The 25,120-nt window shown below is 70.5% G+C and carries 20 protein-coding genes; 8 read left to right on the top strand and 12 right to left on the bottom strand.

The window, feature by feature from the left end; translation table 11 throughout:
- Positions 1-109 precede the first annotated feature (109 nt).
- The 3 genes from GPY60_RS20580 to GPY60_RS20570 all read left to right on the top strand — a co-directional run bounded on the left by GPY60_RS20580 (position 110) and on the right by GPY60_RS20570 (position 6,898).
- Positions 110-871: a hypothetical protein gene (locus tag GPY60_RS20580; RefSeq protein WP_231639752.1), complete on the top strand. Its 762-nt coding sequence runs from the start codon at positions 110-112 to the stop codon at positions 869-871.
- Between the two features lie 85 nt (positions 872-956).
- On the top strand, positions 957-4,280 hold the full coding sequence (locus tag GPY60_RS20575; RefSeq protein WP_156689546.1) for a transglutaminase family protein: 3,324 nt from the start codon (positions 957-959) through the stop codon (positions 4,278-4,280).
- Positions 4,280-6,898, top strand: a complete 2,619-nt coding sequence (locus GPY60_RS20570; protein ID WP_156689545.1) for a circularly permuted type 2 ATP-grasp protein — start codon at positions 4,280-4,282, stop codon at positions 6,896-6,898. Before GPY60_RS20575 ends, GPY60_RS20570 begins: the two co-directional genes overlap by 1 nt.
- Here the strand turns inward: GPY60_RS20570 and GPY60_RS20565 are convergent.
- The 3 genes from GPY60_RS20565 to GPY60_RS20555 form a co-directional block, all read right to left on the bottom strand.
- Positions 6,895-7,572 (bottom strand): DUF6629 family protein, encoded by a 678-nt coding sequence (locus tag GPY60_RS20565; protein ID WP_156689549.1) that lies wholly within the window; start codon positions 7,570-7,572, stop codon positions 6,895-6,897. The genes GPY60_RS20570 and GPY60_RS20565 overlap by 4 nt on opposite strands.
- 166 nt (positions 7,573-7,738) lie before the next feature.
- Positions 7,739-8,794: a zinc-binding metallopeptidase family protein gene (locus GPY60_RS20560; RefSeq protein ID WP_156689544.1), complete on the bottom strand. Its 1,056-nt coding sequence runs from the start codon at positions 8,792-8,794 to the stop codon at positions 7,739-7,741.
- On the bottom strand, positions 8,787-9,728 hold the full coding sequence (locus tag GPY60_RS20555; protein WP_156689543.1) for a transglutaminase family protein: 942 nt from the start codon (positions 9,726-9,728) through the stop codon (positions 8,787-8,789). Before GPY60_RS20555 ends, GPY60_RS20560 begins: the two co-directional genes overlap by 8 nt.
- A 71-nt stretch (positions 9,729-9,799) precedes the next feature.
- Here GPY60_RS20555 and GPY60_RS20550 point away from each other — a divergent pair, with 71 nt between their 5' ends.
- Complete coding sequence (locus GPY60_RS20550) at positions 9,800-10,186, top strand: MmcQ/YjbR family DNA-binding protein (protein WP_156689542.1); 387 nt, start codon at positions 9,800-9,802, stop codon at positions 10,184-10,186.
- Positions 10,187-10,190: 4 nt separating this feature from the next.
- Here GPY60_RS20550 and GPY60_RS20545 read toward each other — a convergent pair whose 3' ends face one another.
- The 3 genes from GPY60_RS20545 to aspS are packed head-to-tail and all read right to left on the bottom strand — an operon-like array spanning position 10,191 to position 13,456.
- Complete coding sequence (locus GPY60_RS20545; RefSeq protein ID WP_156689541.1) at positions 10,191-11,213, bottom strand: FUSC family protein; 1,023 nt, start codon at positions 11,211-11,213, stop codon at positions 10,191-10,193.
- 39 nt (positions 11,214-11,252) lie between these two features.
- On the bottom strand, positions 11,253-11,684 hold the full coding sequence (locus GPY60_RS20540; RefSeq protein WP_156689540.1) for a nitroreductase family deazaflavin-dependent oxidoreductase: 432 nt from the start codon (positions 11,682-11,684) through the stop codon (positions 11,253-11,255).
- Entirely contained in the window at positions 11,681-13,456 is a 1,776-nt protein-coding gene (gene aspS, locus GPY60_RS20535) for an aspartate--tRNA ligase (protein ID WP_156689539.1), read from the bottom strand. The genes GPY60_RS20540 and aspS overlap by 4 nt, the downstream gene beginning before the upstream one ends.
- A gap of 61 nt (positions 13,457-13,517) precedes the next feature.
- Here aspS and GPY60_RS20530 point away from each other — a divergent pair, with 61 nt between their 5' ends.
- The 3 genes from GPY60_RS20530 to GPY60_RS20520 are packed head-to-tail and all read left to right on the top strand — an operon-like array spanning position 13,518 to position 16,914.
- Positions 13,518-14,405: an oxidoreductase gene (locus GPY60_RS20530; protein WP_197283766.1), complete on the top strand. Its 888-nt coding sequence runs from the start codon at positions 13,518-13,520 to the stop codon at positions 14,403-14,405.
- Positions 14,406-14,433: 28 nt separating this feature from the next.
- Positions 14,434-15,312, top strand: a complete 879-nt coding sequence (gene ypfJ / locus GPY60_RS20525) for a KPN_02809 family neutral zinc metallopeptidase (protein ID WP_156689538.1) — start codon at positions 14,434-14,436, stop codon at positions 15,310-15,312.
- A gap of 18 nt (positions 15,313-15,330) precedes the next feature.
- Positions 15,331-16,914 (top strand): MFS transporter, encoded by a 1,584-nt coding sequence (locus tag GPY60_RS20520; RefSeq protein WP_156689537.1) that lies wholly within the window; start codon positions 15,331-15,333, stop codon positions 16,912-16,914.
- A gap of 8 nt (positions 16,915-16,922) precedes the next feature.
- Here the strand turns inward: GPY60_RS20520 and GPY60_RS20515 are convergent, their stop codons facing one another.
- The gene (locus tag GPY60_RS20515) at positions 16,923-17,366 is read right to left on the bottom strand and encodes a hypothetical protein (protein ID WP_156689536.1); all 444 of its coding nucleotides are present in this window, start codon (positions 17,364-17,366) and stop codon (positions 16,923-16,925) included.
- Positions 17,367-17,414: 48 nt separating this feature from the next.
- On the opposite strand from GPY60_RS20515, the gene GPY60_RS20510 reads away from it, so the two are divergent.
- A complete protein-coding gene (locus tag GPY60_RS20510; RefSeq protein ID WP_156689535.1) occupies positions 17,415-18,992 on the top strand; it encodes a purple acid phosphatase family protein in 1,578 nt (525 codons plus the stop codon).
- Position 18,993: 1 nt separating this feature from the next.
- Here GPY60_RS20510 and GPY60_RS20505 read toward each other — a convergent pair whose 3' ends face one another.
- The 5 genes from GPY60_RS20505 to GPY60_RS20485 form a co-directional block, all read right to left on the bottom strand.
- Positions 18,994-20,016, bottom strand: a complete 1,023-nt coding sequence (locus GPY60_RS20505; RefSeq protein WP_156689534.1) for an Rv2578c family radical SAM protein — start codon at positions 20,014-20,016, stop codon at positions 18,994-18,996.
- A gap of 44 nt (positions 20,017-20,060) precedes the next feature.
- Entirely contained in the window at positions 20,061-21,602 is a 1,542-nt protein-coding gene (locus GPY60_RS20500; protein ID WP_156689533.1) for an adenylate/guanylate cyclase domain-containing protein, read from the bottom strand.
- Positions 21,603-21,677: 75 nt separating this feature from the next.
- The gene (locus tag GPY60_RS20495; protein ID WP_156689532.1) at positions 21,678-23,111 is read right to left on the bottom strand and encodes an HNH endonuclease signature motif containing protein; all 1,434 of its coding nucleotides are present in this window, start codon (positions 23,109-23,111) and stop codon (positions 21,678-21,680) included.
- Between the two features lie 41 nt (positions 23,112-23,152).
- Positions 23,153-24,415 (bottom strand): histidine--tRNA ligase, encoded by a 1,263-nt coding sequence (gene hisS, locus GPY60_RS20490; protein WP_156689531.1) that lies wholly within the window; start codon positions 24,413-24,415, stop codon positions 23,153-23,155.
- Entirely contained in the window at positions 24,412-25,086 is a 675-nt protein-coding gene (locus tag GPY60_RS20485; RefSeq protein ID WP_156689530.1) for an MBL fold metallo-hydrolase, read from the bottom strand. The genes hisS and GPY60_RS20485 overlap by 4 nt, the downstream gene beginning before the upstream one ends.
- Positions 25,087-25,120: the final 34 nt, after the last annotated feature.

The following is a 25,120-nucleotide window of genomic DNA, read 5'->3' as shown; positions in this document are numbered from 1 at the left end:
GTAATTGGGCGGGTACACGCCCCCGCCCAATTACGGCGCACCTCCCCCGCCGCCGCAGGGCTACGGCGCGCCCTCCGGCTACGGCGGCCAGCCCACCCCGCAGTTCGACGTGGGTCAGGCGTTCAACTGGTCGTGGAAGACCTTCACGTCCAACGCGACGGCACTGATCGTGCCGACGCTGGTGTATGGCGTGATCGTCTCGATCCTGGCCGCGCTGACCGGGTTCCTTCCCGCGGCGCTCGGCGAGCAGACGAGCACGACGTTCACCGACGACAACGGCCAGACCTTCGGTAGCACCAGCGTCACGCTGGGCCCGGCCTCCGTCGCCGTCATGGTCATCGGCTACGTCCTGATCTTCCTGGCGGCCACCGTGATGCACGCGGGATTGCTCACCGGCTGCCTCGATCTCGCGGACGGCAGGCCGGTCACCATCGGGTCGTTCTTCAAGCCGCGCAACCTGGGCCGGGTGCTGCTGACCGCGCTGCTGATCGCCCTCGGCACGTGGATCGGCATGATCCTGTGCATCATCCCCGGTCTGATCTTCGCGTTCCTGGCCATCTTCGCCATCCCGTACGTCGTCGACCGGTCCCTGACGCCGTTCGAGTCCTTCAAGGCCAGCTTCACGACGGTCCGGTCCAACATCGGCGGCACCCTGCTGTCGTGGCTGGTGCAGATGGCGGCGCTGCTGGTCGGCGAATTGCTCTGCCTCGTCGGGCTGGTCGTGGGATTCCCTGTCGCCCAGCTCATCCTGACCTACACCTACCGCAAGCTCTCCGGCGGCCAGGTGGCCCCCGTCCAGGAGCAGCAACCCGGCTACCAGGCCGGGCCGCCGCCGAGCTACCCGGGGCCGCAGCCGTACAGCACCGGCTAAGCGTCACCGGGCGGCCCGGCCGCGCCCCCACCGCGCAATTGCGCTGCGCTGCAGGCTTGCTCCGCTCGTGATTTGATCAGCGGTTATGAGCATCAAAGTGGCGCTGGAGCACCGCACCAGCTACACCTTTGACCGGCTGGTCGGCGTGTATCCGCACGTCGTCCGGCTGCGCCCGGCGCCGCACTGCCGCACGCCGATCGAGGCCTATTCGCTGCGGGTCGAGCCCGCCGAGCACTTCATCAACTGGCAGCAGGACGCGGTCGGCAATTTCCTTGCGCGCCTGGTGTTTCCGAACCCCATGCGCCAACTGACGATCACGGTCGGGCTGATCGCCGACCTCAAGGTGATCAACCCGTTCGACTTCTTCATCGAGGACTGGGCCGAGACGTGGCGGCCGGGCGGGATGGCCTACCCCAAGGCGCTGGCCGACGACCTCGAGCCCTACCTGCGGCCCGTGGACGACGGGGCCGAGGACGGCGAGGGTTCCGGCCCCGGCGAGCTGACGCGGGCGTGGGTGCGCGCCTTCTCCGTGCCCGACGGCACCCGCACCATCGACATGCTGGTGCGGCTCAACCGCGCGGTCAACGCCGACGTCGCCTACAGCGTGCGGATGGAACCCGGCGTGCAGACGCCCGATTACACGCTGCGCACCGGCGTCGGCTCGTGCCGCGACTCGGCCTGGCTGCTGGTCTCCGTCCTGCGGCAGCTCGGGTTGGCCGCCCGCTTCGTGTCCGGCTACCTGGTGCAACTCGCGTCCGACGTCGAGGCGCTCGACGGGCCGTCGGGACCCGCCGCCGACTTCACCGACCTGCACGCCTGGGCCGAGGTGTACATCCCCGGCGCGGGCTGGATCGGGCTGGACCCGACGTCCGGGCTGTTCGCCGGCGAGGGCCACATCCCGCTGGCGGCCACGCCGCACCCGGCCGGCGCCGCGCCGATCACCGGCGGCACCCAGCCCTGCGAATCGGTGCTCGAGTTCTCCAACACCGTCACCCGCGTCCACGAGGATCCGCGCGTCACGCTGCCCTACACCGACGAAGCCTGGCAGGCGGTCCGCGACGTCGGCCGCGCCGTCGACGAGCGCCTGGCCGCCGCCGACGTCCGGCTCACGATCGGCGGCGAGCCCACGTTCGTGTCGGTGGACGACCAGGTCTCCGAGGAGTGGACGACGGCCGCCGACGGCCCGCTCAAGCGGCGGCGCGCCTCCGAACTGGCCGCCCGCCTCAAGGCGGCGTGGGCGCCCGGCGGGCTGGTCCAGCGCGGGCAGGGCAAGTGGTATCCCGGGGAACCGTTGCCCCGCTGGCAGATCGGGCTGTACTGGCGCACCGACGGGCAACCGGTCTGGACGGACGAGGCGCTGCTCGCCGACCCCTGGGCCGAGGAGCCCGGCGCGCCCGCCCCCGAGGACGCGGCGTGCGAGGTGCTGGCGGGGGTCGCCGACGGTTTCGGCCTGCCGCTCTCGCAGGTGCGGCCGGCCTACGAAGACCCGCTGCACCGGCTGGCGGCCAAGGCGCGCCTGCCGGAGGGCGAGGCCGTCGACCCCGCCGACGACCTCGCCGACGACTCCGCGGCGGCCCGCGCCGCCCTGCTGCGGCGCCTGGACGAATCAACCTCGCGGCCAACCGCTTTCGTGCTGCCGCTGCACCGCCGCGACGACGACCTGGGCTGGGCCAGCGCCGACTGGCGGCTGCGGCGCGGGCGCATCGTCCTGGTTCCCGGCGACTCCCCGGCGGGGCTGCGGTTGCCGCTGGACTCGATCAGCTGGAAGCCGCCCCGGCCGTCGTTCGACGCGGATCCCCTCGCCGCGGACGGCGTTCTGTCGACGGAGTCGACCGACGCCGTCGTCACCGACCCCGACGACGCGCCGCCCACCGCCCTGGTCGCCGAGGTCCGCGACGGGCTGCTGCACGTGTTCCTCCCGCCCACCGAGGCGCTCGAGCACTTCCTCGACCTCGTCGCCCGGGTCGAGACCGCGGTGGCGAAGGCCGACTGCCCGGTGGTGGTCGAGGGCTACGGTCCCCCGCCCGATCCGCGGCTGCGGTCGACGACGATCACCCCCGACCCCGGCGTCATCGAGGTCAACGTCGCACCCTGCGCCGGGTTCGACGAGCAATACGAGCTGCTCGAGACGTTGTACGAGCAGGCCCGGCTGGCGCGACTGTCCACGGAGTGCTTCGACGTCGACGGCACGCACGGCGGCACCGGCGGCGGCAACCACATCACGCTGGGCGGCGCGACGCCCGCGGACTCGCCGCTGCTGCGCCGCCCCGACCTGCTGGTGTCCCTGCTGACCTACTGGCAGCGCCACCCCGCGCTGTCCTACCTGTTCGCCGGGCGGTTCGTCGGCACCACCTCGCAGGCGCCCCGGGTGGACGAGGGGCGCGCCGAGGCGCTGTACGAACTCGAGATCGCGTTCGCCGAGATCGCCCGCCAGTGCGCGGGCGGCGCCCCCAAGCCGTGGGTGGCCGACCGCGCGCTGCGCCACCTGCTCACCGACATCACCGGCAACACCCATCGCGCCGAGTTCTGCATCGACAAGCTCTACAACCCCGACAGCCCGCGCGGCCGGCTGGGCCTGCTGGAGCTTCGTGGCTTCGAGATGCCGCCGCACCTGCGCATGGCGATGGTGCAGTCGCTCCTCGTGCGCTCGCTGGTGGCGTGGTTCGCCGAAGAGCCGCTGCGCGCCCCGCTGATCCGGCACGGAGCCAACCTGCACGGCCGGTACCTGTTGCCGCACTTCGTGATTCACGACATCGCCGAGGTGGCCGCCGACCTGCGCGCGCACGGCATCGCCTTCGAGACCAGCTGGCTGGACCCGTTCACCGAGTTCCGCTTCCCGCGCATCGGCACCGCGGTGTTCGACGGCGTGGAGATCGAGCTGCGCGGCGCGATCGAGCCGTGGAACACCCTCGGCGAGGAGGCCACCGCGACGGGCACCGCCCGCTACGTCGACTCGTCGGTCGAGCGCATCCAGGTCCGCATCATCGGCGCCGACCGGCACCGGTACGTGGTCACGGCCAACGGCTATCCGGTGCCCCTGCTGGCCACCGACAAGCCCGACATCCACGTCGGCGGTGTGCGGTTCAAGGCCTGGCAGCCGCCCAGCGCGCTGCACCCGACCATCTCCACCGACGTGCCCCTGCAGTTCGAGCTGATCGACCTCACCAGCGGCACGTCGCGCGGCGGCTGCACCTACCACGTCGCCCACCCCGGCGGCCGCGCCTACGACGAGCCGCCGGTCAACGCCGTGGAGGCCGAGGCGCGCCGCGCCCGCCGGTTCGAGGCCACCGGCTTCACCCCGGGCAAGCTCGACCTGGCCGGCATCCGGGAGAAACAGGCCAGGATCTTCACCGACGTCGGCGCGCCGGGCATCCTCGACCTGCGGCGCGTGCGTACCGTGCAGACGTAATGGCCCCACCCGAACTGGCCCCCGGACTGGGTTACGACGCCGATCGCCTGCTGGCCGCGTACCGCACCGCACGCGCCCAGGAGACGCTGTTCGACCTGCGTCACGGCCCGGGCATCGGGTACGACGAGTTCGTCGACCGCGACGGGCAGGTGCGGCCGGCCTGGTGGGAGCTCGCCGACACGGTCGCCCAGCGCGGCCGGGCCGGGCTGGACCGGTTGCGGTCGGTGGTGCACGGCCTGATCGACAACGACGGCATCACCTACACCGAGGTCGGCCCCACCGGGCACGGCCTGGAGCCCCGGCCGTGGCGCCTGGACACCCTGCCGATCGTGGTGTCGGCGGCGGACTGGGAGGTGCTCGAGGCCGGGCTCCTGCAGCGCTCGCGCCTGCTCGACGCCGTGCTGTCCGACCTGTACGGGCCGCGGACCATGATCACCGAGGGCGTGCTGCCGCCGGAGCTGCTGTTCGGCCATCCGGGCTACGTGCGCGCGGCCATCGGGATCGAGGTGCCCGGCCGGCACCAGCTGTTCATGCACGCCTGCGACCTCAGCCGGCTCCCCGACGGGAGCTTCCGGGTCAATGCCGACTGGACGCAGGCGCCGTCGGGCGCCGGCTACGCGCTGGCCGACCGCCGCGTCGTCGCGCACGCGATCCCGGACCTCTACGAGCGGATCGCGCCGCGGCCGACCACCCCGTTCGCGCAGGCGCTGCGGCTGGCGCTGATCGACGCCGCGCCCGACGTGGCCCAGGACCCGGTGGTCGTGGTGCTCACGCCCGGCATCTACTCGGAGACCGCCTTCGACCAGGCCTACCTCGCCACCCAGCTGGGCTTCCCGCTGGTGGAGAGCGCCGACCTGGTGGTGCGCGACGGCAAGCTGTGGATGCGCTCGCTGGGCACGCTCAAACGCGTCGACGTGGTGCTGCGCCGGGTCGACGCCGAATACGTCGATCCCCTTGACCTGCGCGCGGATTCGATGCTCGGCGTGGTGGGTCTGGTGGAGGCCCAGCGGCGCGGGACGGTGACCGTCGTCAACACGCTCGGCAGCGGCATCCTGGAAAGCCCGGGCTTGCTGCGCTTCCTGCCCGAGCTGGCCAAGCGGCTGCTGTCCGAAGCCCCGCTGCTGCAGACGGCGCCGGTGTACTGGGGCGGCATCTCCAGCGAGCGCTCGCACTTGCTGGCCAACCTCCCGTCGCTGTTGGTGAAGTCCACCGTGGGCGCGGAAACCCTTGTCGGCCCGGCGCTTTCGTCGCGTCGGCTGGCGGCGCTGGCGGCGCGGATCGAGGCGGCGCCGTGGCAGTGGGTGGGCCAGGAACTGCCGCAGTTCTCGTCGGCGCCCACCGACCACGCCGGCGCGCTGTCGTCCGCGGGCGTCGGCATGCGGCTGTTCACCGTCGCCCAGCGCAGCGGGTACGCGCCGATGATCGGCGGGGTCGGGTACGTGCTGGCGCCCGGGCCCGAGGCCTACACGCTGAAAACCGTTGCCGCCAAAGATGTCTGGGTGCGGCCGACGGAGCGGGCGCGCACCGAGACCGTCAGCCTCTCGATCGAGCCGCCGGCCAAGACAGCCGCGGGCACCTGGGGCGTCAGCTCGCCGCGCGTGCTGTCCGACCTGTTCTGGATCGGGCGCTACGGCGAGCGGGCCGAGAACATGGCCCGGTTGCTGATCGTGACCCGCGACCGCTACCACGTCTACCGCCACCACCAGGACAGCGAGGAAAGCGACTGCGTACCGGTCCTGCTGGCCGCGCTGGGCGACATCACCGGCACCGACACCGGGACCGGCGCCGACCACGCGGAGATGATCGCGGTCGCGCCCTCGACGCTGTGGTCGCTGACCGTGGACCCCGAACGGCCGGGATCGCTCGTGCAGTCCGTGGAGGGGCTCGCCCTGGCCGCGCGCGCCGTGCGCGACCAGCTGTCCAACGACACCTGGATGGTGCTGGCCGGGGTCGAGCGGGCGATCGCGCAGCCGGCCGAGCCGCCCGACTCGCTGACCGAGGCCGACGCGCTGCTGGCCTCCGCCCAGACGCAGACGCTGGCCGGGATGCTGACGCTGGCCGGGGTGGCCGGCGAGTCGATGGTGCGCGACGCCGGCTGGACGATGATGGACATCGGCAAGCGCATCGAGCGCGGCCTGTGGCTCACCGCGCTGCTGCGCGCCACCCTGACGACGGTTCGCGGCGCCGCCGCCGAGCAGACGATCATCGAGTCGGCGCTTGTCGCGTGCGAGTCGTCGGTCATCTACCGGCGACGCACCGTCGGCAACGTCAGCGTCGCCGCCGTGTCCGACCTGATGCTGTTCGACGCCCAGAACCCGCGGTCGCTGCAGTACCAGGTCGAGCGGCTGCGCAGCGCGCTCAAGGACCTGCCCGGCGCGTCGGGGTCGTCGCGGCCGGAACGGCTGGTGGACGAGATCGCCACCCTGTTGCGCAGGTCGCACCCCGACGAGCTCGACGAGGTCGCCGACGGCCGGCGTGGAGACCTGGCCGAACTGCTCGGCGCCGTGCACGCGCAGCTGCGCGATCTGGCCGAGGTCATCACCACCACGCAGCTCGCGCTGCCCGGCGGCATGCAGCCGCTGTGGGGCCCCGACGAACGCCGGATGATGCCGGCCTAGATCGATGCCGCCTCGTCCATGGCGACGCCGCGGTAGCGGTGTGGATCGGGCAGCCGCCGACGACGCCGCATGTGCACCAGCACCAAGACCGACACCACAGCGGCATAGATACACCAGAATGACGCGAACGCTTCGAAGTAAAGGAGGGCCACCGCAACCAGGCCCACCAGGTTTGCCAAGCCGAACGCCACGATGGAGCGGTAGCCAGACAGCAATGCCGGCCCGATGACGGCGACGATGTAGAGCGTTGCCCACACGTAGCTTTCGCGAGCGGCGGTCTGGTATTCCAGCGCGTGGGGGCACCTCTTGACGCCGATTGGTTCGGCGAGGACCACGAAAGCCAGATAGGCCGAAACGACGGCGCCGAGAACCGCGAACGGCGCCACCCGCAGTCGCGCGCCGCGCGGTTCGAGCATCAAGATCCCCACTGGGACCAACGCCGGAAGCAGCGGCAGCGCGATGAATATGTAAGCCCGCACGGCGAACTCTGCCATCCCGGCGGAGACGACGCCGTTGGGCCACACGGCCGCCTCGAGGAACTGATGGACCGAGAACACCGCGGGTAGCAGAGCGAATGGAATCTCACGCCACAGCTTGACTTCGCGCAGGGTCGCGATCGCTACCGGCACCAGGGCGGTGCCCACCACCAGATCGGCCGCTATCGAGAAGCACACCGCCCCATTGTGCACGGTTCAAGGGGCGGCCAATCGAGCTTGCCTGGAGGCGCCAGGCTCGCCCGAGTGTGAAGCCATGGCTTTCACAGTGAACTGGTGGCGGCCCGACCCGGCGTGTCGCATCCCAGGATTCACGCTCAACGCCGTGGACGCACAGTCGATTCTGCTAGCCCGCGATTGCCGCCGGCCCCCGCTCGTCCGAGGTCACCTCGTCGATCACGGTGTGAATGAACTGCATCTTCTCCAGCACCTTCGTCGGCAGCACGAACGGGTAGAGGTCGTCGTGGCCCATCGACCGGTTCACCATGTTCAGCGACCACGACAGCGGCAGCCACGTGTCGATGATCGTCTGAAAAGCGCTGGGGCCCAACAGGGGCCGGTCGAAGGTCGCCGACGCCGGCGCCAGGCCGCACCAGGCGGCGGTGTCTAGCGTGTCGCGGATGTGCAGGTAGTGGGCGAACGTCTCGGCCCAGTCCTCGGCGGCGTGCATGGTCGCGTAGGACGACACGAAGTTCTCCTCCCAGCCGTCGGGCGCGCCGTCGCGATAGTGCCGGTCCAGCGCCTCCTGATAGTCGGCGTCGGGGTCCCCGAACAGCTCGTTGAACCGGGCGAGGTAGTCGCCGGACGGGGCGACCAGCCGGTAGAAGTAGTAGTGGCCGACCTCGTGGCGGAAGTGCCCCAGCAGCGTGCGGTACGGCTCTTCCATCTCGACCCGCAGCTGTTCGCGATGGACGTCGTCGCCCTCGGCCAAATCCAGTGTGATGAGCCCGTTTTCGTGCCCGGTGAACACCTTCTCGTGCGCGCTGGACAACAGCCGGAAGCCCAGCCCGTAGTCGGGGTCCCGGTCGCGACCGATGATCGGCAGCCGCAGCTCGTGCAACTCGGCGATCAGCCGGCGCTTGGCCGCCTCGGCGCGGGCGAAGGCCGCCAGCCCGTCGGTGTCGGCGTCGTTCGGCCGCTCCAGCGTGAGCGCGCACGACACGCACAGATGGCCGCGGTCGCTCTTGGGAACCAGCCAATTGCATTCGGCCAGATAAAGATTCGCGCACAGTTGGTAGTCGTCTGCGTCCACGGCGCCGGCATGATCACCCTGGTCGCCCTTGGCGATCACCAGCAACGCCATCTGCTCGAGCGAGAAGCCGAGCGCGCTGTGGCACGACAGGCACTCGGAATTCTCGAACGCCAGGCGCTGGCCGCAGTTGGGGCAGTGGAAGTCACGCATCGAAGGGGTCGCCTTCGAGCGAGTCCGACCACGGGACGACGTCGACGGCGACGTCGATCTTGCTGTGTTCGGAGTTGGTGTAGATGATGCCGCGCAGCGGCGGCACATCCGCGTAGTCGCGGCCGCGGCCGACGATGATGTACCGCTCGTCGGCCAGCTGGTCGTTGGTGGGATCGAGCCCAAGCCACTCGAACCGACCGGGCTCCTGCGGGGTCCACACCCCGGCCCAGGCGTGGGTGGCGTCGATGCCGATCATGCGATCCTTTCCGGGGGGCGGGTCGGTGGCCAGGTACCCCGAGACGTAGCTGGCCGCAAGACCGTTGGCGCGCAGGCAGGCGATCGCCAGCCTGGCAAAGTCTTGACATACCCCTTCCCGGGCCGCCAGAACCTCCTTGACCCCGGTGGAAATCGTCGTCGACCCCGAACGGTAGGTGAAGTCGCGGAAGATTCGCGACGCGAGGTCGCGCAGCACGTCGACCAGCGGCCGGTCCGGCTCGAAGCTGGGCGCGGCGTAGTCGCGCACCTCGTCGGTGATCTCCGGCGGGTTCAGGTCCAGGGTGAACTCGGCGGCGAGCGCTCCCCGGCGGCCGGCGGGCCGGGAGAACTCCCACGGCTGCACGGCCGGCCCGCTGGTGTACCGCTCGGGCGGCGGCGGATACACGTCGACGATGCTGTCGCTGGTGATCGTCAGCGCGCGGTGCGGCTCGGTGACATGGAAATAAGAGCTGATGTTGCCGTAGCAGTCGAGGCTGGTGGAACGGTCGGCCGGCGCCGGATCGACGATCAGCCGGTGGGCGACGCAGCGCTGGCGCAGCGAGTCGCGCGGCGTGAGGAACCCGCGGCCGTACGAGCTCGTCACCACGTCGGAGTAGCGGTACTCCGTGCGGTGCGTGACGCGATGGCGGCGCGCGACCCCGGATTCGTCGTCACCCACGATGCTGATCCCACCACAGACCGTTTGCCAATCGCGAGCCAACCGCAACAAAGCGGGAGGACAATCGAGAGGTGGCCACGTGGGACGACGTCGCCCGCATCGTGGGCGGGCTGGCCCTCACCTCGGAGCCGTCACCGCACGACTGGCGGGTCGGCAAGAAGTTGCTGGCGTGGGAGCGGCCCCTCCGCCCATCGGACCGCGCGGCGCTGTCGCGGGCCGGGGTCCAGGCGCCCGAGGGCGACATCCTCGGTGTGCGGGTGTCCGACGAGGGCGTCAAGTTCGCGCTGATCGCCGACGAGCCGTCGATCTACTTCACGACGCCGCACTTCGACGGCTACCCGGCGGTGCTGGTGCGGCTCTCCGAGGCCTCGGTCCGCGCGCTCGAGGAGCTGATCACCGAGGCCTGGCTGACCCAGGCGCCCAAGAAGCTCGTCCAGGAGTTCCTCGCCGCGATGTAGGCGCTCACACCCGCCGCAGGTCGATGACCCGCTGCAGGTCGTCGACGCAGGCCGAGACGACGTCGGCCAGCACCACGTCGTCCTTCTCGCGGGCGTCGGTCAGCAGCGATGAGGCGCAGTGGCGCGCGGCGGCGATGTACGCCGACGCCCCGGCCGGATCGGTTTCCACCAGCGCGGCGGCCGCCGCAAGTTCGACCAGCACGGTGTGGACCGTGCCCGACGCGGGAGCGTCGACCAGGCGCGCCAGTTGCAGCACCGAGCCGGCCAGCAGGGCGACGTGGACGGCCTGGTGGTCGGCGGCGTAGACGGCGGCCCGCATGCGCCACCGCGGCGGCGAGATCCGCACGGCCTGACGGGCGGTGGTCCGCGCCTCGATCAGCCCGCCGATTTGTTCGTGCACCCGGTCGACGGCCGACAGCGGCCAGTCCCCCGGAACCGCCCGCCGTCCCGCGGCGACGTCGGCGCTGCGCGCCAGGACGTTGTGCAGGACGCCGAGCACGCCGGCGCGCGCCCGCCGCAGCACCTTCATCGGGTCGGCCGGGAACAGCAGCACGGCGAACACGATCGCCAAGACGCCGCCGACCAGGGAGTCGAGGACACGCTCCAGGCCGACACCGCTGCGGTAGAGGGCGATCACCAGGATCGACGAGACGACGGTCTGGTTGGCGAACATCATGCCCTGGCCGATGAAGCCCGTCCCGATCACCATCGCCACGACCAACGCGAACAGGGCGGCGACGCCGATGGCGACGGCGCCCGGCCCGAGCACCCACTGGACCAGCGTCCCCAGCCCGATGCCGAGCGTCACCCCGATCATCATCTGGACGGCGCGCTGTGCGCGCAGGACGTTGCTGATCGACAGGCACACCGCGGCGGCGATCGGCGCGAAGAACGGCTGCGGGTGGTGCAGCAGGTCGTGGGTGAGGAACCAGGCCAACCCCGCGGCGACCGCCGTCTGCACGAGGTTGAACCACCGGTCGCGCAGCCGCCTGAGGCCGGCGCGCGCCGCGGCGCGCAACGATTTCACGTTGCCTGCTTACCGCACCGCCGGCGCGGGAGGCGAGCGTCAGGTTCGCCGCAACTCGAACAGCGGTATGACCCTGCTCGTCTTGGACTGGTACTCGGCGAAGCCCGGCGCGGCGGCGGAGATCTTGTCGAACAGCGCGTCGCGCTCGGTGCGGGGCAGCTCGTGGGCGGTAACGTCGAACTGCTCGGTGCCAACCTCTACGCGGGCGGCGGGATTGGCGCGCAGGTTGTGGACCCATGCCGGGCTGACGGGGGCCCCGGCGAACGAGCCGATGATGATCAGCTTGCCGTCGATGTCGAAGTACGCCAGCGGCGAAACCCGCGGCTCGCCCGACTTGGCGCCGGTGGTGTGCAGCAGGAGCAACGTGGCGCCCTCGAACTGGCCGCCGACCTTGCCGCCGTTGGATCGGAACTCGTCGATGATGCTCTGGTTGAACGAGTTGATGGTCTGGGTGTCGGGCATTTCGCTCATGCCCGGTCAACTTCCCTGGGCTTGGCGTCTATTCCGGACTCCTTGCGCTGCTGCGGCGTGATCGGTGCCGGCGCGTTGGTCAGCGGGTCGACGCCGCCGCCCGTCTTGGGGAACGCGATCACCTCGCGGATCGAGTCCACCCCGGACAGCAGCGCGTTGATCCGGTCCCACCCGAACGCGATCCCCCCGTGCGGCGGCGCGCCAAAGGTGAACGCCTCCAACAGGAATCCGAACTTCTCCTCGGCCTCGGCCTTGTCCAGGCCCATCACGGCGAACACCCGCTCCTGGATGTCGCGGCGGTGGATACGGATCGACCCGCCGCCGATCTCGTTGCCGTTACAGACGATGTCGTAGGCGTCGGCCAGCACGTTGCCCGGATCGGTGTCGACCACGTCCTCGAACTCGGGCTTCGGCGACGTGAACGCGTGGTGCACGGCGGTCCACGCCCCGGACCCGACGGCGACGTCACCGGCGGCCGTGGCATCGTCGGCCGGCTCGAACAGCGGCGGGTCGACCACCCAGACGAACGCCCACGCGTCCGGGTCGATCAGGCCCAGGCGGTGGGCGATCTCGCCGCGGGCGGCGCCCAGCAGCGCCCGCGACGGCTTGGGCGGGCCGGCCGAGAAGAAGATGCAGTCGCCGGGCTTGGCGCCGACGTGCGCGGCCAGGCCGTCGCGCTCGGCGTCGGACAGGTTCTTGGCCACCGGGCCGCCCAGCGTCCCGTCCTCGCCGACGAGCACGTAGGCCAGCCCGCGGTGCCCGCGCTGCTTGGCCCACTCCTGCCAGCCGTCGAGGGTGCGCCGAGGCTGCGACGCCCCGCCCGGCATCACGACCGCGCCGACGTAGGGCGCCTGGAACACGCGAAAGGTGGTGTCTTTGAAGAACTCCGTGCACTCGACGAGCTCGAGGCCGAAGCGCAGGTCGGGCTTGTCGGAGCCGAACCGCCGCATGGCCTCGGCGTAGCTGATCCGCGGGATCGGCTTCGGGATCTCATAGCCGATCAGCGCCCACAGCGCGGTCAGGATCTCCTCCGAGATCGCGATGATGTCCTCGGCGTCGACGAAGCTCATCTCCATGTCGAGCTGGGTGAACTCGGGCTGCCGGTCGGCGCGGAAGTCCTCGTCGCGGTAGCAGCGCGCGATCTGGTAGTAGCGCTCCATCCCGGCCACCATCAACAGCTGCTTGAACAGCTGCGGGCTCTGCGGCAGGGCGTAGAACGAACCCGGGTGCAGGCGGGCCGGCACCAGGAAGTCGCGCGCGCCCTCCGGCGTCGAACGCGTGATCGTCGGCGTCTCGACCTCGACGAAGTCGTGCCCCGCCAGCACGGCGCGCGCGGCGGCATTCACCTTGCTGCGCAGGCGCATCGCCGCCGCCGGGCCATCGCGGCGCAGGTCGAGGTAGCGGTACTTCAGGCGCAGTTCCTCGCCGGCGGGCTCGTCGAGCTGGAACGGCAGCGGCGCGCTCTCACCCAGCACGGTCAACGACGTCGCGTTCACCTCGATCTCGCCGGTGGCGATCTCCGGGTTGGCGTTGCCCTCGGGCCGGACCTCGACGACGCCGGTGACCGCCACGCAGAACTCGGCGCGCAGCCGGTGGGCCTGGGCCAGCACGTCCTGGGCGCGAAAGACGACCTGGGCGACGCCCGAGGCGTCGCGCAGGTCGATGAAGATCACGCCGCCGTGGTCGCGGCGGCGGGCCACCCAGCCGGCCAACGTCACCTGCTGCCCGGCGTCGCTACTTCTCAGCGAACCAGCGGCGTGGCTGCGCAGCACAAAACTCCCCTTCGACCAGTTGGAACGAGTGCCCAGTCTAGAGGCAGGTAATTTCTGTCCTATCGCCACCAGAATCGCACTCGTCGGTCCGGGCGCCGTCGGCACGACGGTCGCCGCGCTGCTGCACCGGGCCGGGCACCCGGTGCTGGTGTGCGGGCGCACCCCCCGCGACACCATCGAACTGCGGCCCGACGGCTCCGACCCGATCGTGGTTCCCGGCCCGGTGCTCACCGATCCCGGCGCGGTCACCGGCACGGTCGACGTCGTCGTCCTCGCGGTCAAGGCGACCCAGAACCCACAGGCCGGGGCCTGGCTGACGCGCCTCTGCGACGAACACACGACGGTCGCCGTGCTGCAGAACGGTGTCGAGCAGGTCGAGCAGGTGAAGCCGCACTGCCCGTCCTCGCCGGTGGTGCCCGGGATCGTCTGGTACTCGGCCGAAACCCAGCCCGCGGGCTGGGTGCGGCTGCGCAGTGAGGCGGCGCTGGTGCTGCCCAGCGGCCCCGCGGCGGAGGAGCTCGCCGAACTGCTGCGCGGCGCCGGCTGCCGCGTCGACTGCGACCCCGACATCATCACGGCCGCCTGGCGCAAGTTGCTGACCAATGCACTGGCCGGGTTCATGGCGCTGTCGGGGCGCCGGTCGGGGATGTTCCGCCGCGACGACGTGGCCGCGCTGTCGCGCGCCTACGTCGCGGAGTGCCTGGCCGTCGCGCGGGCCGAGGGCGCCCGGCTGGACGACGCGGTGGCCGACGAGCTGGTCGAGCTGTTCCGCCGCGCCCCGGAGGACATGGGGACGTCGATCCTGGCTGATCGCGAGCAGCACCGGCCGATGGAGTGGGACATCCGTAACGGGGTGATCGTCCGCAAGGCGCGGGCCCACGGGCTGCGCACCCCGATCAGCGACGTGGTGGTCCCGCTGTTGGCGGCGGCGAGCGACGGCCCGGGATAGACCCGCCACAACCGGATAGATTAGTGCGATGTTCAACGACGGAATGCAGATCGACACCAGCACCGCGTCGAGCTCCGGCGGGGGCGGCATGCGCATGGCCCTCGGGGGCGGCGCCGGCGGGCTGCTGATCATCTTTCTCGCGTTGTTTTTCGGCGTCGACCCCGGCGGCGTGCTGAGCCAGCAGCCCATGGACACCCAATACGACTCGGCGCCCGGGTTCGACCTCAGCCAGTGCAAGACGGGCGCCGACGCCAACAAGTACGTGCAGTGCCGGGTGGTGGCCACCGGCAACTCCGTGGACGCCGTCTGGCACCAGCTGATGCCCCGCAAGTACACCCGGCCCCATCTGCGGCTGTTCACCGGCTCTGTCGACACCGGCTGCGGGCCCGCCACGACGGCCGTCGGGCCGTTCTACTGCCCGGTGGACCAGACGGCGTACTTCGACACCGAGTTCTTCCAGGAGCTGGTCGACAAGTTCGGTTCCAGCGGTGGGCCGTTCGCGCAGGAGTACGTCGTCGCCCACGAGTACGGGCACCACGTCCAGCAGCTGCAGGGCGTCCTGGGCCGCTCGCAGCAGGGCGCGCAGGGCGCCGGCGGCAACGGCGTGCGCACCGAGCTACAGGCCGACTGCTACGCCGGCATCTGGGCGCACTACGCGTCGACGGTCAAGCAGGAGAGCACCGGCGTGCCCTACCTGCAGCCGCTGAGCGACAAGGACATCGCCGACGCGCTGTCGGCGGCGGCCTCGGTCGGCGATGACCGCATCCAGAAGGAAGCCACCGGGCGCGTCAACCCCGAGTCGTGGACGCACGGCTCGTCGGCGCAGCGCCAGCACTGGTTCACCGTCGGTTACCAGAGCGGTGACCCGAACCAGTGCGACACGTTCTCGGCGCCGAACCTCGGCTAGCAGCCGGCAGCCCACGCCATGGAGCAGCCGTCGACACTGGCACCGTTGCGCCACCGTGTGTTTCGCAGCCTGTTCGTCGCGCAATTCGTCTCCAACCTCGGCACGTGGATGCAGGGCGTGGCGGCGCAGTGGTTCCTGGTCGAGCAGCACAGTAGCGCCACCATCGTGGCGCTGGTCCAGACGGCGAGCCTCGGGCCGACGCTGGTTCTGGCCTTGTTCGCCGGTGTGATTGCCGACCTGTTCGACCGGCGGCGGTTGCTGCTGTTCCTGCAGTCCTATGCGGTGGTGGTGACGCTCGCCCTGGCGTTGCTGACCTACCTCGGCGGCCTCACCCCGGCGCTACTGCTGGCGTTCACCGCGGCCGTCGGCCTCGCCTCAGCTCTGACCGCACCGGCCTGGCAGGCGATCCAACCCGAGGTCGTCCCGCGCGAAGAGATCCCGGCCGCCGCCACCCTGGCCAGCGTCTCGGTCAACATCGCCCGGGCGATCGGACCGGCGATCGGCGGCCTGGTCGTCGCCTTGGCCGGTGCCGCAGCCGTTTTCGCGCTCAACGCCATCTCGTTCACGGGAATCATGATCGCCCTGTGGGCCTGGCAACGACCCAAGCAGATGGCGCCCATCGAACGGGAACGCATCGGTCAGGCCATCGCCAACGGACTGCACTACGTGGTCAACGGTCCGATCTTCCGCCGGATCCTTTTGCGCGCAGCGCTTTTCGTGTTCCCCGCCTCGGCCCTGCTGGCCCTGTTGCCGGTGGCCGCCGCCCGCAGCTGGCACCTCGGGGCCGGTGGCTACGGCGTGGCGCTGGGCACCATAGGTTTTGGCGCGGTGCTGGCGGTCGCGGTTCCCGCGCCCCTGCGCGAAAGGATTTCACCGAACGCCCTGCTGGCGGCCTGCGCCGCCGGATACGGCCTGGCGACAATTGCGGTGGCCTGGCTGCCCTTCGCCGCTGCGATACCCTTCCTGGCACTGTCGGGGATGACCTGGCTGATCACGTTGACGACGCTGAACGCGGCGGCGCAGCTCCAATTGCCGCGCTGGGTCCGGGCCCGCGGGTTGTCGATGTATCTGCTGGTGTTTACGGGATCCCAGGCACTCGGGGCATATCTCTGGGGTGTCGTCGCCACGCACGCCGGGCTTGGCATCGCGCTGCTGTGCTCGGCGGCGTTACTCGGCTTCGCCGCCCTGAGCGTCGCCGTGCTCCCGCTGCGACCGGCGACCGGGAAGCTGAGCCGCGACATCTCGAGGGCATGGCCGTCGCCGCTGCTGTTGTTCGAGCCACACCCCAACGACGGGCCGGTCCTGGTGACCGTTTGGTACCGGGTGCCGGAAGGCGAGCTCTCCTGTTTCGTCGACGCGATGAGCGCGGTGCGGCGCTCTCGCCTGCGGACGGGTGGCCACAGTTGGCGGCTCTACCGCAGCCTCGAACAGCCCGACACCGTCCTGGAACGGTTCACCGTGCCGTCGTGGACGGAATTCCAGCGCCAGCACACCGAGCGCTGGCTGCTGTCGGACGACGACGGCGTGGCCACGGCGCTGGGCTTCACCGTCGACAGCGCCCGGCGGCTGGAGTACTACCTAGCCGTCCCCATGCGCCGATGATCCGCCGGCTACCAGCGCCGCGTCGAGCAGGTGACACCCGTCGTCGCGCTCTGGGTCACCACCACCTGGCCGTCGACCGCGATCTGGCATTGAATCTGGGGCACGTTCGACGAGTCGCAGTCCGGCCAGTGGCAGCCGCCGCTGGCGGTGACGATCGCCCACTGGTTGGGGTCCGCCAGGGTGGCCGTGTAGGTCAGCGGCTGACCGGCGGTGAACGTCGCGGGCACGGAGCTCATGAACTGCGACGAGTTGGCGTCATAAGCCGCCTGGCTGGGCGGATCGGTGTTCATGTAGCGGACGTTGCCGGTCAGGTTGCCGGTCGAGGTGACGGTGTAGGTCACCTGGTGGCCGGCCGGGTCGGCCGATGAGATTGCCGGCGTGACGGCGAGTCCCAGGGCCGCGGCAAACGCGGCGCACCCGGCCGCCAAAGTCGCTCTTCGCACGCTGGTCATATCGCCAACGCTACCGGATTCTTTACCTGGCTCCGGTATGAAGCAGGCATGAGCGACGAACCCCGCACCGGCATCACCCGGCGCCGTCTGTTGACGACGGGCGCGGCGTCGGCGGCCCTCGGCGCGGGGATCGGCGGTGGGGCCGTGGCGCTGTGGTCGTTGTCGCACCCCCACGCGCCGGCGCTGTGGTACCAGCCCGACCGCACCGGGGCGCCGCCGGTCGCCGGCCTGCACCTGCAGTTCGGCAAGGACGCTTCCCGCGAGGTCGTGGTGTCCTGGCACACCGTCGACGCCGTCCGCAACCCCCGCGTCATGCTCGGCACACCCGCTTCCGGTTTCGGCCGCACCGTTTCGGCCGAGACCCGCACGTACCGGGATGCCAAGTCGGGCATCGAGGTTCGCGTGTATCACGCGCGCCTCACCGGGCTGGCTGCCGACACCGACTACGTCTACGCGGCGGTGCACGACGGCGCCGAGCCCGAGACGGGGACGGTGCGCACCGCGCCGTCGGGCCGAAAGCCGTTGCGATTCACCAGCTTCGGCGACCAGTCGACCCCGGCCCTGGAGAAGCTGCCCGACGGGACGTACGGCACCGACAACATCGGGTCACCGGCCGCGGCCGACACCACGCTGGCGATCGAACGACTCGCCCCGCTGTTCAACCTCGTCAACGGCGACCTGTGCTACGCCAACCTCGCCCAGGACCGGATCCGCACGTGGTCGAACTGGTTCGAGAACAACACGCGCTCGGCACGGCACCGACCGTGGATGCCGGCGGCGGGCAACCACGAGAACGAGCTCGGCAACGGCCCCGTCGGGTTCGGTGCCTACCAGACGTACTTCGCCGTGCCAGACTCGGGCGCCGGTGAGGAATTGCGCGGCCTCTGGTACTCGTTCACGGCGGGCTCGGTGCGGGTGATCAGCCTGAACAACGACGACGTGGCGTTCCAGGACGGCGGCAACTTCTACGTGCACGGCTACTCGGGCGGCGAACAGAAACGTTGGCTCGCAAGCGAATTGGACGCCGCCCGCCGGGATCCGGGCATCGACTGGGTGGTGGTGTGCATGCACCAGACGGCGATCTCGACCGCCGACAAGGCCAACGGGGCCGACCTGGGCATCCGCGAGGAATGGCTGCCGTTGTTCGACCAGTACAAGGTGGACCTCGTGGTGTGCGGGCACGAGCACCACTACGAGCGGTCGCACCCGCTGCGCGGGACGCTGGGGACCGACACCCGCACGCCGATTCCCGTCGACACCCGGGGCGACCTGATCGACGCGACCCGCGGAACGGTGCACCTGGTCATCGGCGGCGGCGGAACGTCGCTGCCCAGCAACGGGTTCTTCTTCCCCCAGCCCCGCTGCCGCGTGCTGATGGGCGTCGGCGCGTTCGATCCCGCGATCGGTCGCAAGGCGCCCATCTATGTCATGGAGGACGCGCCGTGGTCGGCGTTCCGCGACCGCGACAACCCTTACGGCTTCGCATCTTTCGACGTCGATCCTGGTCAGCCCGGCGGCAACACCTCCATCAAGGCGACGCACTACGCGCTGACCGGGCCGCTGGGGGCCGTCAGCGTGGTCGACCAGTTCACCCTGGCCAAGCCGCGCGGTGACAACCCGCGGTAGCTCAAAACAGCGTCGGCTGAACGGGTTCCGCGGCGGTGGTCGCACCTTTCGGGAACGCGCGATGGTCACCGGCCAGCCGGTGCCTGGCGATCAGCGGCGCGGCCCGCTCGCGTAGGGCCTCGCGGTAGGCCGGCGGCAGGTAGGCGCCGCGTCGGTACAGCTCGCGGTAGCGGCCGACGAGTTCGGGGTGGGAGCGGGCCAGCCACGCCATGAACCAGCCGCGGGTGGAGCTTCGCAGATGCAGCCCGAAGACCGTCACGCCCGTGGCGCCGGCCGCCTTGATCTGGGAGAGCAGGTGGTCGAGGTGCTCCGTGGAGTCGGTGAGGTGCGGCAGCACCGGCGCGACCATGACGTGGCAGTCGAGGCCGGCCTCGCGGATGGCGGAGATCAGCGCCAGGCGCGCCTGCGGGGTGGGCGTGCCGGGCTCGACATCCCTGTGCAGCTCCGGGTCGCCGACCGCCAGCGACACCGCCACCGACAGTGGAACCTGTTGCGCCGCTTGGGCGATCAGCGGAAGGTCGCGGCGGAGCAGCGTGCCCTTGGTCAGGATCGACAGCGGCGTGCCGGAACGAGCGAGGGCGTCGATGATGCCCGGCATCAGCGCGTAGCGGCCCTCGGCACGTTGGTAGGGATCGGTGTTGGTGCCGAGGGCGACGGTGTCGCGCCGCCACGACGGCCGCCCGAGTTCCCTGCGCAGCACCTCGACGACGTTGGTCTTGACGATGACCTGGGTGTCGAAGTCGGTGCCGCTGTCGAAGTCGAGGTATTCGTGGGTGGGCCGGGCGAAGCAATAGCGGCAGGCGTGCGAGCAGCCGCGGTAACCGTTGACGGTGTAGGTGAACGGCAGCGCCGCCGCATTGGGCACCTTGTTCAGCGCCGACTTGCACAACACCTCGTGGAACGTGATGCCCTCGAACTGCGGCGCTCGCACGCTTCGGACGAAGCCGATCCGCTGCAGTCCCGGCAGCGCCCCGTCCTCGACGGGCTTGCCGTTGACGGCGACGGCTTGGTTGGCCCAGCGCATCGCTCTATTCGAACAATAGTTCGATACGGAGTCAAGTGGCGCGGTCAGCGCCCGCCGGTGGCCGGAAGCACGCGAGCTATTCCGCGCAGGATCCATGGAGTGCGCTTGGCCATCGCGGCGACGGCCCGGTCCGAGCGCCGCATGGCGACCTGAGGGCCGGGGGTCGGAGAAGATGCCAGATTCGCCTCGGCCGATCCCGCCCGTGGTCCACGGCGATCAACCACCAGAAGTTGCCAGGTGCCGGGCACTCCGCGCAGCTCGACGCTTCCTCGGTCCTCGAATCCGATGCCCGAGCCGATCACCAGGTCACGGACGGTGCGCGAGACGAGGATCTCCCCCGCGCCGGCCTCGCCCAGGATTCGCGCCGCGATGTGAACGGCGATGCCGGCGATGCGGTCGTCCCGCAGTTCGCACTCACCCGTGTGGATGCCGGCCCGGATCTCGATACCCAATGTCTCGGCGTCAGCGCGCAGGGCCTCGGCGCAACGAATGGCCGGCGTAGGGCCGTCGAAAGTGACGAGGTGACCGTCGCCCGTGCTTTCCACGACTGTGCCACCGAAGCGTTGCGCAAGCTCCGCGGTGATCTCGGCGAACCTGTGCAACACAGCCCGCCACCGCTCATCGCCGGTCGCCGCGGCGTGTTCAGTCGAGGCGACCATATCGGTGAACAACACGGTGCGCAGCGCGCGACGCGACAACGATGGCGCCCCCTGGCCGCCGGTGAGGAACTCCTCGACGGCTGTCAGGATCCTGTCGGGATCCGCCAGCCACGGCGAGTGGTCCTTGCCCTCGACTTCGAGTAACCGCGCGCCTGGGATGTGATCGGCGATGTAGCGGCCCTCCTGCACTGGAATGACCTCGTCACGGGCATGGATAACCAGGGTGGGTGCGCTGATCGTCGGCAGGATCGACCGCACGTCGATCCGGAACGCCGCCTCCAGCGCCGCGCGTGCCATCCCCGGGCTGGCACTCATGCGCTCCACCATTGCGAGCGCACGCATCGACCGCACCGACGGCAGGAGCGCTTTGGTTGTCTCGCCATTCCCCCACGTCGAGCGCGCGGCGCGGCACCAGGCCTGCCAGCGCGCGACCTGCTGCACCGAGGGGGTGTACTGCTCACCCAGCTCGCGAAGCAGGCGCGTCCGGAGCTCTTCCGGATCGAGGTCCAAGTCATCCCAGCCGCCGAAGCCGAAGTACGCGAAGCTGCCGGAAAGGATCAACGCCCGCGTTCTCTCCGGTCGGCTTGCGGCGAAAAAGATTTCGGCCGGCCCGCTCTCGCTACCGCCGAAAAGTACCGCCCTTTCGAAGCCGACGGCGTCCATGACGGCCTCGATCTCGGCCGCCCGATCGTCCAGTGTGCGAACCTTCGGCACGGGATCCGACAGACCCACCCCGGCCTTATCGAACAGGAGGACGCGACAGAACGTGGATATGCGCTCGAAGAAGGCCGCGCACTCGGGAACCGTCCAGCAAAGCTCGACGTGGCTGACGAACGATCCGACGAAGACCATCTCAATCGGTCCGTCCCCGAACAGCTGATAAGCCAGGCTCAGATCGCCGCACGATGCGTACAACGTCTCGGGCACGGTCTGCAGCGTAATGCGGCCGGGCGATGCGAGTTAGTGGATTGGCTTGTCAGACCGGGTGCGCGCTGCGCGACCTCAGAAGGGTGGCGGCTCGTCGTCTGGCGGGGCGGGCCCGGCGCGCTGGGCGAGGCGGGTCTCGCGGTTGTGGCGGCGTTCGGTGGCCACCCGGTAGGCGCGGTCCTGTGCGCGGCTGCGGCGGCGGGTGGGCATCATCGCGGTGCGCTCGACGCAGTAATCCTGCGACGGCGGTTCGGCTTCGGGGGTGGGCATGCCGCCGACCGCGTAGGCCAGGCTGGGGAACAGCAGCGCGCTGCCCGGGGTGGTGACGTAGGTGCTCCCAGCGGGGGAGGTGAGGATCAGGGTGCCGTCGGGCAGCTGCTTTTCGGCCCACTCCCCGAAGGTCTTGATCAGGTGGTGAGTGCGGCAGTAGCACTTGATGTTTCCCGCATGGGTGGTCCCACCCAGGGCGTACGGGATGGTGTGGTCGAGGTCGCAGCGGATGGCGGGCACGTCGCAGCCCGGCCAGCGGCACGTCAGATCCCGGCAGCGCACGAAATCGGCCAACGCCTTGGACGGCACGTACGCCTGCTCGGGTGGGGCATCGGCGGGATGCACGAGAGGGACCAGCTTCGCCGACCGTGCCAGTTCGGCCACCAGCTCGGGGCTGATCAGCCCGTCGGCGCAGAGTTCGGAGGCCGGGGCGGTGCCGGTGCCGGCGAGGGTGGCCTGTTCGGCGATCACATGGATCACCACCGGCGAGGCCGGCCGGCGTGCCCCGGCCGCACAGTCCGGGCGCCCACACCGACAGCCCAGCCGGTCGGCCCCGACCGCCAGAGCGCCCAGCGCGTCGGCGCGGCGCTGCGCCGCGGTGCGCGGATCGTGGTCGCACACGGTGGCCGCCAGCGCATCCAGCCTCCGGTCCAGCGCGTGGGCGTCGGGGGTGAAGACGCAGCCTTGGATCATCGACATGCCTCCGACCACCTCGCCGAAGACCACCTCCCGATCCGAGTGCCGCTCGCGGTGCTGGCGCACCGCATCGGCGTCGGCGCGCGCCACGATCGCATCGACCTGCCCGGCCAGCCGTGAGCGCGTCATCGACGGCCAGCGCGCCACATTGGCCGCCAACCGGGCATCGACCGCAGCCAGCACGTCAGCGTCCTCGATCAGATCGGTGCGATACACGATCGTGGCGAAGAACCGAAAATCGATGTCTCCGGCTTTGAAGACCTCCCCGACCTTCGGCAGCCGCTCACGCATCGCCCGCGCGTACCGCACCCGCGAGGCGGCCAGCGCCTGCGAGATCCGCAGCTCGGCGGCCACCTCCGCGGCCACGGACTCCGTGGTGTCGATCGCCCAGTCTTCGGGCTGGGCACAGTGCGAGTGCCGGTGCGCGAACAGCTCCCCGATGGCGTCCAACTGCGCGGCGGCCGCCCGATTCTCGGCCCGCGCCGACCCGCCGATGCGTTGCAGCAAGACCGCGGGGGTGGAATGCGACGGTTCGTCGAACATGTGTTCGAGTATGCCACGACCCTACGACAAGTTCGCGAGCCTCAGCGGCCCAGCCGGGCAAGCACCTCCGCGACGACGGACTCCGTCGGCACCGCCACCTGCTCCCCGGTCGACAGGTCCTTGACCCCGATCGTCCCGGCCTCCAGGTCCCGGTCCCCCGCGACCAGAGCGAAACGCGCCCCGGACCGGTCGGCGGCGCGCATGGCACCCTTGAGCCCGCGATCGCCGTAGGCCATGTCGACGCGGACGCCGGAGCCGCGCAGCCGCGCGCCGAGCACCGCCAGCCGCAGCTTGGCGGGCTCACTCAGCGCCACCCCGAACACGTCGCAACGCGCGGTCTCCCCCACGCTCTTGCCCTCGGCACGCAACGCCAGGAGGGTCCGGTCGACGCCGAGCCCGAAGCCGATGCCGGAGAGGTCCTGTCCGCCGAGCTGGTGCATCAACCCGTCGTAGCGCCCGCCACCGCCGATGCCGGACTGCGCGCCCAGCCCGTCGTGCACGAACTCGAAGGTGGTCTTGGTGTAGTAGTCGAGCCCGCGGACCATGCGCGGGTTGATGACGTACGGCACACCGAGCGCGTCGAGGTGCGAAAGCACGGTGTCGAAGTGCTGCTTGGCGACGTCGGACAGGTGGTCGAGAAGCACGGGCGCGTCGGCCGTCATCTCCCGCACCGCCGGGCGTTTGTCGTCGAGCACGCGCAGCGGGTTGATCTCGGCGCGCCGCCGCGTCTCCTCGTCCAGGTCGAGCCCAAAGAGGAACTCCTGCAACAGTTCCCGGTACTGCGGGCGGCAGGTGTCGTCGCCCAGGGAGGTGATCTCGAGCCGGAACCCCTCGAGCCCGAGCGATCGGAAGCCCGCGTCGGCCACCGCGATCACCTCGGCGTCCAGTGCCGGGTCGTCGACGCCGATCGCTTCCACGCCCACCTGCTGCAGCTGCCGATAACGGCCGGCCTGCGGGCGTTCGTAACGGAAAAACGGTCCGGCATAACACAATTTGACCGGCAGCGCGCCGCGGTCCAGGCCGTGCTCGATCACCGCCCGCACCACCCCGGCAGTGCCCTCGGGCCGCAACGTCACCGAGCGGTCACCGCGGTCGGCGAACGTGTACATCTCCTTGGACACGACGTCCGTCGACTCGCCGACGCCGCGGGCGAAGAGCGCGGTGTCCTCGAAGATGGGCAGCTCGATGTAGCCGTAACCGGCGCGCCGGGCGGCGTCGAGCAACCCGTCGCGCACCGCCACGAACCCGGCGGAATCGGGCGGCACGTAGTCGGGCACTCCCTTCGGAGCGACGAACTCCGTCACGGGCTCAGCCCTTCGAGGAACGGGTTGAACCGGCGCTCGGCGCCGATCGTCGTGGCGTTGCCGTGCCCCGGGAGCACCACCGTGGCGTCGTCGAGCACCAGGAGCTTCTCGACGATCGAGGTGAGCAGGTCGCGTCCGCTGCCGCCGTGCAGGTCGGTGCGGCCGATCGAGCGCTCGAACAGCGTGTCACCGGTCAGCACCACGTCGGCGCCCGTCCTGGCCGCCTGGGTGATCCGGAAGGTCACCGACCCCCGGGTGTGTCCGGGCGTGTGGTCGACGTTGACGCTCACGCTGCCCAGGTCGATCTTGTCGCCGTCGCGGTCCAGCTCCACCACCTGCCTGGGCTCGCGGAAGAAGGCCCCCGCCACCAGCTGGGCCACCCGCGGGCCCAGTCCGTAGATGGGGTCGGTGAGCATGAACCGGTCCTCGGGGTGGATGTAGGTGGGGCAACCGAAGGTGTCGGACACTTTCTGCGCCGACCACATGTGGTCGATGTGGCCGTGGGTGAGCAGAACGGCGGCCGGGGTGAGCCGGTTCTCGTCGAGGATGCGCCGCAGGGCGCCCATCGCGCGCTGACCGGGGTCGACGACGATGGCGTCGGCACCCTGCCGCTCGGCCAGCACGTAACAGTTGCACTGCAACATGCCGGCGGGGAATCCGGTGATCAACACGAATCCCAGTTTCCCATCTCCGGCAGGCCCGCTT

Source organism: Mycobacterium sp. Marseille-P9652 (assembly GCF_902652685.1).
GTDB lineage: Bacteria > Actinomycetota > Actinomycetes > Mycobacteriales > Mycobacteriaceae > Mycobacterium.
Note: the sequence above shows the minus strand (reverse complement) of the source record. Positions and strands in the feature narration are given on the sequence as shown.